The sequence below is a fragment of the Vibrio sp. Vb1166 genome, from assembly GCF_033338695.1.
Taxonomy (GTDB): domain Bacteria; phylum Pseudomonadota; class Gammaproteobacteria; order Enterobacterales; family Vibrionaceae; genus Vibrio; species Vibrio alginolyticus.
The window spans coordinates 1-5402 of sequence record NZ_JAWOTE010000064.1 but is presented as its reverse complement, the minus strand read 5'-3'; the positions used below and the strand labels follow the sequence as shown (position 1 = coordinate 5402).

At 45.9% G+C, this 5402-nt stretch carries 7 protein-coding genes; 4 read left to right on the top strand and 3 right to left on the bottom strand.

What is annotated here, in order from left to right; genetic code table 11:
- Positions 1–137: 137 nt before the first annotated feature.
- Positions 138–1271, bottom strand: coding sequence for a 5-(carboxyamino)imidazole ribonucleotide synthase (locus R7E51_RS24085; protein ID WP_017821581.1), 1134 nt, complete (start codon positions 1269–1271; stop codon positions 138–140).
- Positions 1272–1275: 4 nt separating this feature from the next.
- A complete protein-coding gene (gene purE / locus R7E51_RS24080; protein ID WP_017821582.1) occupies positions 1276–1761 on the bottom strand; it encodes a 5-(carboxyamino)imidazole ribonucleotide mutase in 486 nt (161 codons plus the stop codon).
- A gap of 199 nt (positions 1762–1960) precedes the next feature.
- Here purE and R7E51_RS24075 point away from each other — a divergent pair, with 199 nt between their 5' ends.
- The 4 genes from R7E51_RS24075 to R7E51_RS24060 all read left to right on the top strand — a co-directional run bounded on the left by R7E51_RS24075 (position 1961) and on the right by R7E51_RS24060 (position 4685).
- On the top strand, positions 1961–2518 hold the full coding sequence (locus tag R7E51_RS24075) for an L-threonylcarbamoyladenylate synthase (protein ID WP_005379084.1): 558 nt from the start codon (positions 1961–1963) through the stop codon (positions 2516–2518).
- A gap of 47 nt (positions 2519–2565) precedes the next feature.
- The gene (gene hemF, locus R7E51_RS24070) at positions 2566–3483 is read left to right on the top strand and encodes an oxygen-dependent coproporphyrinogen oxidase (RefSeq protein WP_017821583.1); all 918 of its coding nucleotides are present in this window, start codon (positions 2566–2568) and stop codon (positions 3481–3483) included.
- A 101-nt stretch (positions 3484–3584) separates the two neighbouring features.
- A complete protein-coding gene (gene aroE, locus R7E51_RS24065; RefSeq protein ID WP_017821584.1) occupies positions 3585–4418 on the top strand; it encodes a shikimate dehydrogenase in 834 nt (277 codons plus the stop codon).
- Between the two features lie 3 nt (positions 4419–4421).
- Positions 4422–4685 carry a DUF1488 domain-containing protein gene (locus tag R7E51_RS24060; protein ID WP_005379090.1) on the top strand — a complete coding sequence of 88 codons (264 nt, stop codon included), beginning with the start codon at positions 4422–4424 and terminating at the stop codon, positions 4683–4685.
- A gap of 7 nt (positions 4686–4692) precedes the next feature.
- On the opposite strand, the gene R7E51_RS24055 is transcribed toward R7E51_RS24060, so the two are convergent.
- On the bottom strand, positions 4693–5241 hold the full coding sequence (locus R7E51_RS24055) for a gamma carbonic anhydrase family protein (RefSeq protein ID WP_005379096.1): 549 nt from the start codon (positions 5239–5241) through the stop codon (positions 4693–4695).
- Positions 5242–5402 lie beyond the last annotated feature (161 nt).

Genomic DNA, 5402 nt, shown 5'->3' with positions numbered 1-5402 from the left:
GTTCTTTTAGTTGTTGATTTCATAACACTCTCCAATTTTGGGGGGTGGAAAGTGTCAACCTTATTTAGGACGGCACACAAAGGAATTAAAAAGGGTCGCATCGTGCGACCCTTTTTTTATTTTTTTGCTGCCAAACGTTAGTGTTGAGGCTGTTTAGCGAACGCTTGCACGGCTGGGAAAGCTATTGGGTCTAAGATGTCTGCCAGAGCGCACAACCTACGGTGCAATTCTCCTGGGTAGTCGCCACACACGTTGATGTGTCCCATCTTGCGACCTGCACGTTTCTCTTTGCCATACCAATGAAGGTGGCAACCATCCATTAATAACAATGCTTCTGGTAGTGTGTCTTCACCAAGAATATTAATCATTGAGGTTTCACGAACCAATTTCGTACTGCCTAATGGTAAGCCGCACACTGCGCGCAGATGGTTTTCAAACTGACACGTTTCTGCACCTTGCTGTGTCCAGTGACCAGAGTTGTGCACGCGTGGAGCAATCTCATTCACTAAAAGTGCCCCATCGACATCAAAGAACTCAAGCGCTAATACGCCAACGTAATCTAGGCTATCTGCGACTGCCGTGAACATTTGCTTTGCTTGTTCCTGTAACCTTGGCGCATCAATCGCAGTAGAAAGACTCAATACACCGTTGGTGTGGACGTTCTCTGCCAGAGGATACACTTCCACACTGCCATCTTTGCTTCGAGCACCAACCAGTGATACTTCGCGGTTAAAAGGAACAAACTCTTCAGCAACAATCGCTTGAGTTGGTGTTGCCGCGATGCACTCTGCCATCTCAGTCCAAATGTCGTCGACTTGAGAAGCTTCTTTTAAGCGCCATTGGCCTTTACCATCGTAACCACCTAATGCACTTTTCAGAACCATTGGCATACCAACGTGTTCAATTGCGCGCTCAAAGTCTTCACGAGTTTCAATGACGTAGTATTTCGCGTTGCGCACGCCAGCATCATCAAGCAGTGCCTTTTCAATACGGCGATCACCACCTGCTTTGATGGCTTGCGTACTTGGTAGGAACTTGCCGCTCGCTTCGCAAACCTTGAGCACGTCATGTGGAATATGCTCGAACTCGGCAGTAATCACATCAACTTGCGTAATCGCATTTTCCAAACCATGGCCAAGTACCTGTTGAGTTAAAGGGTGAACGACATCACCGTTGGTGACATCGTAAGCTGAAATTTGAATATTCAGTGGCGCACCAGCCAGAGACATCATACGAGCCAACTGACCCGCACCAAGAACCAGTACATGCATCTGATTAATCCTCTGCAGGGTTTGGATTTGCGAGAACTGTTTCCGTTTGCTCATTACGGAATGCTTCTACCTTCGCCATGATGTTTTCATCATGAGTGCCTAGGATTTGCGCTGCTAGGATACCGGCGTTTGCTGCGCCCGCTTCGCCAATCGCCAATGTACCAACCGCAATTCCCTTTGGCATCTGTACAATAGAAAGCAGTGAATCCATACCTTTCAGTGCACGAGACTGAACGGGAACCCCAAGCACTGGCAAACTAGTAAACGCCGCCGCCATACCTGGTAGGTGGGCTGCACCACCTGCGCCTGCGATGATAACTTTGATGCCGCGTTCTTTTGCGCCACTAGCGTAGTCAGACAGTAATTGAGGAGTTCGGTGTGCTGACACGACTTTTGTTTCGTAAGGCACGCCAAATTGGTCTAGCATGTCCGCTGCTAGTTTCATGGTTGGCCAATCGGATTTAGAACCCATGATGATACCGACTTTCATCTCAAACTCCTTTAAGCTGCAAAAATTAGGTGAGCTATAAATTTGTGCGCATTATACGGGGATTTTTATCTCAAGCAAACGTTTGCGTCTTGTTGTTGGCGCTATTGATACATTTTATAAAAAAATTGCTTTAGTGTCTGAGAATGAATATTTGTACACTTAGTGAAAACAACACAGTCAAACAAATAGGAAGTAATCGGTGGATAACTTTGAACAAGTGCTCAACGCACTCAAGCAAGGCGAAGTGATTGCCTATCCAACAGAAGGGGTTTTTGGTGTCGGATGTGATCCAGATAACCCAGAAGCAATTCAAAAGCTATTAGAGCTCAAGCAGCGTCCGGTAGAAAAAGGGCTGATTCTAATCGCGGCAAGTTATGATCAGCTCTTGCCTTATATTGATGAATCTCAGTTGACTGAAGAACAATTACAGACTGTTCATGCCACTTGGCCAGGCCCATACACTTGGATCATGCCAGCGAGCGATAAAGTATCCAACTGGGTTTCAGGGCAGTTTGATTCAATTGCGGTTCGTGTGACTGATCATCCTTTGGTGCAAAAAATGTGTAATGCATTCGGAAAGCCGTTAACCTCTACCAGCGCGAATCTTTCCGGCTTACCACCGTGTATGACCACGGAAGAAGTCGAAGAGCAGTTGGGTGATAAGCTGGTCGCCATTCTTCGTGGCGAGACCAGCGGTCGTGATAAACCCAGCGAGATTCGTGACGCCAAAACTTCACAAATATTAAGACAGGGTTAACCCTGCTAGCCAGCCATCATTAGGTTTCACGTAATAGGTAATAACGTATGTCAGCGATCGATAAGCACGCCGTAAAGCAGTTCTTGATGTCACTTCAGGACTCCATTTGTCAGCAGTTAGAACAAGAAGATGGAAAGGCCGTCTTTGTCGAAGATGCATGGCAACGTGAAAAAGGAGAGCGTCTGGGGGGCGGTGGTCGCTCACGTGTTTTGCGTGATGGCCTTGTTTTCGAGCAGGGAGGCGTGAACTTCTCGCATGTGGAAGGGAAAGAAATGCCAGCATCTGCGACAGCGCATCGCCCAGAGCTAGCGGGTCGTCGTTTTGAAGCGATGGGTGTTTCTTTGGTTATTCACCCTAAAAACCCTTACGTACCGACTTCACACGCCAATGTCCGCTTCTTTATTGCAGAAAAAGATGGCGAAGACCCAATTTGGTGGTTTGGTGGTGGTTTTGACCTAACGCCGTTCTATCCATTTGAAGAAGATTGCCAATCATGGCACGACACTGCAAAACTGCTTTGTGCGCCATTTGGTGACGATGTTTACCAAGAGCATAAAGCATGGTGTGACAAATACTTCTTCCTACCACATCGTAATGAAACTCGCGGTGTTGGCGGTTTGTTCTTTGATGATCTAAACCAGTGGGAATTTGATAAGTGTTTTGCTTACATCAAAGCAGTGGGTGAAGGCTATTGCCAGGCTTACTTGCCGATCGTTTCTCGTCGTAAAGAGATCAAGTATGGTGAGCGTGAGCGTGAATTCCAACTATATCGTCGCGGCCGTTACGTAGAGTTCAACTTAGTGTATGACCGTGGCACCTTATTTGGTTTACAAAGTGGTGGGCGTACTGAGTCGATTCTGATGTCAATGCCGCCGCTCGCTCGCTGGGAGTACTGCTACGAGCCAGAAGCGGGATCGCCAGAAGCTGAACTTTACGAGCGATACCTAACGCCCCGAGAGTGGTAAGCACGGAATCTCCTTTTCTATATAGATAGATAGTGATAGGGTCATCTGTAATCAGGTGGCCCTGTTTTCTCTATATCTAAGTAAGGAACAAAGGTAAGGAAATGACCCAGCAAATCGATCGCTATGCCGTGTTTGGTAATCCTATCGGACACAGTAAGTCGCCATTCATTCACACCTTGTTTGCTCGTCAAACTAATCAATCTTTGGTGTATACCGCAGAAAGTGCACCTGTTGATGGTTTTATTGACGCGGCGAAGGTGTTTTTTGCTGAAGGTGGCAAGGGGTGCAACATCACTATGCCATTTAAAGAAGATGCTTATCAATTTGCTAGTCGATTGACAGAACGGGCTCAGTTAGCAGGCGCGGTAAATACCCTCAAGAAGTTAGACGATGGTGAAATCATCGGTGACAACACTGATGGTGCAGGTTTAGTGCAAGATCTGCTTCAGCATCAGGTTGTATTGGAAGGTGCGCGAATCCTAATTATTGGTGCTGGTGGTGCAGCTCGTGGTGTTATTAAGCCACTACTCGATCAAAAGCCGACCTCTTTAACCATTACCAACCGTACCTTTAGTAAAGCACAAGAGCTCGCAGAGCTGTTTGTCTCTCACGGTCCTATCCTCGCCAAAGAGATGGCAAGTATTGATGAAGAGTATGATGTCATCATTAACTCCACATCCGCTTCTCTTAGTGGTGAACTGCCGACTATTTCATCCTCCATCTTTGCCGCTAACAGTACAAGCTATGACATGATTTATGGCAAAGGGGTGACGAGCTTTAACTTATGGGCAAAAGAGAATGGTGCCGCTCATGCGTATGACGGTCTTGGAATGTTAGTTGGGCAGGCTGCGGAAAGCTTTATGCTCTGGCGTGGCTTACGTCCTGGTGCCAAACAAATTCTCAGAGAACTAAGAAAGAATCTTGAAGGTCAATAAGCGATGAATCAATCCATCTTATTCCCAGATATTCAATCATGGGATGAAGTATCACAATCGGTAAACTTTTCGGCGCAACAATCAGGCGCACTAATAGAGTGCTTTGTGACGAAACAAAAGTTAGAAAAGCTCAGTGGTTCACTGATTGAAACTGAGCAAGCGGCAATTAAAGTGTTTACTGATTACAGATTCGACCTAGAAGAAATGGCTGAAGAGCTAATAGAAGATGAAGCCTTCAACGAAGAAGGCCATATCATCATCGGTTAACAGGGTTTTAGTTCAAGTCTTTTACTTCATTTAAGTAGTCGTTTTTGTTCTGCACATAGTTGTTGGCAGACTTTTGCAAGAAAGCTCGTTCTTTTTCTGATAGAGGGCGAGCTTGTTTTACTGGGCTTCCAACATATAAGTAGCCACTTTCTAATACTTTCCCAGGTGGCACTAAACTGCCTGCTCCGATCATCACCTCTGACTCAATTACAACAGCATCTAAAACAATAGCTCCCATACCAACCAAAACACGATCGTGGATCTCACAACCGTGCAGCATCACTTTGTGGCCAATCGTAACGTCATTACCAATAATCAATGGGTAGCCGTTTGGGTTTTCGGCGTTCTTATGGGTGACATGCAAAACACTGCCATCTTGAATATTCGTTCGATCACCAATGTGAATGTGGTTTACATCGCCTCGCGCTGCTACCAATGGCCAAATGCTAGAATCATCGCCAATTCGGATATCACCGACTAAAACAGAGGTTGGGTCAACGTAAACACGCTCACCAAGTTCAGGCTTTATACCTTTGTAGCTTCTCATTGAGCTCATCTTTTTTCCTTATTCAGGGCGATTACAGGGTGTATGGAGGTAGAATAGTAGTGAAAACTCGCCTTTTAGAATAAAAAACACCCAAACGATAAAAAAATCAAAAAAAACGAGAAAAAGGGCTTGCCAATGTGATCGCAATCTCTATAATGCCACCTCGCTGA

Excerpts from the sequence above, each read along its gene's own strand:
- R7E51_RS24085 (WP_017821581.1), bottom strand. The coding sequence starts at position 1,271 with ATGCATGTACTGGTTCTTGGTGCGGGTCAGTTGGCTCGTATGATGTCT.
- purE (WP_017821582.1), bottom strand. The coding sequence starts at position 1,761 with ATGAAAGTCGGTATCATCATGGGTTCTAAATCCGATTGGCCAACCATG.
- hemF (WP_017821583.1), top strand. The coding sequence starts at position 2,566 with ATGTCAGCGATCGATAAGCACGCCGTAAAGCAGTTCTTGATGTCACTT.
- R7E51_RS24060 (WP_005379090.1), top strand. The coding sequence starts at position 4,422 with ATGAATCAATCCATCTTATTCCCAGATATTCAATCATGGGATGAAGTA.
- R7E51_RS24055 (WP_005379096.1), bottom strand. The coding sequence starts at position 5,241 with ATGAGCTCAATGAGAAGCTACAAAGGTATAAAGCCTGAACTTGGTGAG.
- aroE (WP_017821584.1), top strand. The coding sequence starts at position 3,585 with ATGACCCAGCAAATCGATCGCTATGCCGTGTTTGGTAATCCTATCGGA.